Below are 279 nucleotides of genomic sequence, written 5' to 3' on the forward strand. Positions count from 1 at the left end.
CCGCAAGCGCCCTGTTCCTGGCGCGCTACATCGACCGGCTCGGTGCTCGCAGAATGCTGCAGGGGGCTTTGTTGCTGCTGGCACTGGCGCTGGTTGCGAGTGCCGCCGCACCCACGGTGATCATGCTGGTCGCGGCACAGCTGCTGGCCGGTATCGCTGCCGGCATCGCCATGCCGGCGATCTATGCCAGCGCCGCGGCCATCGCGCCGCCGGGCCGTGAAAGCGGCACGATCGGCGTCGTGCTGACCGGATGGACGCTCAGCATGGTCGCCGGCGTTT

The 279-nt window shown here is 69.5% G+C and carries 1 protein-coding gene; it reads left to right on the top strand.

Going from position 1 to position 279, the window contains the following annotated elements; translation table 11 throughout:
* A partial coding sequence (locus EOB49_RS35265) for an MFS transporter (protein WP_127383566.1) occupies positions 1 to 279 on the top strand: 279 nt, incomplete at both ends.

This window comes from Mesorhizobium sp. M7A.F.Ca.MR.148.00.0.0 (assembly GCF_003997735.1).
Taxonomy (GTDB): domain Bacteria; phylum Pseudomonadota; class Alphaproteobacteria; order Rhizobiales; family Rhizobiaceae; genus Mesorhizobium.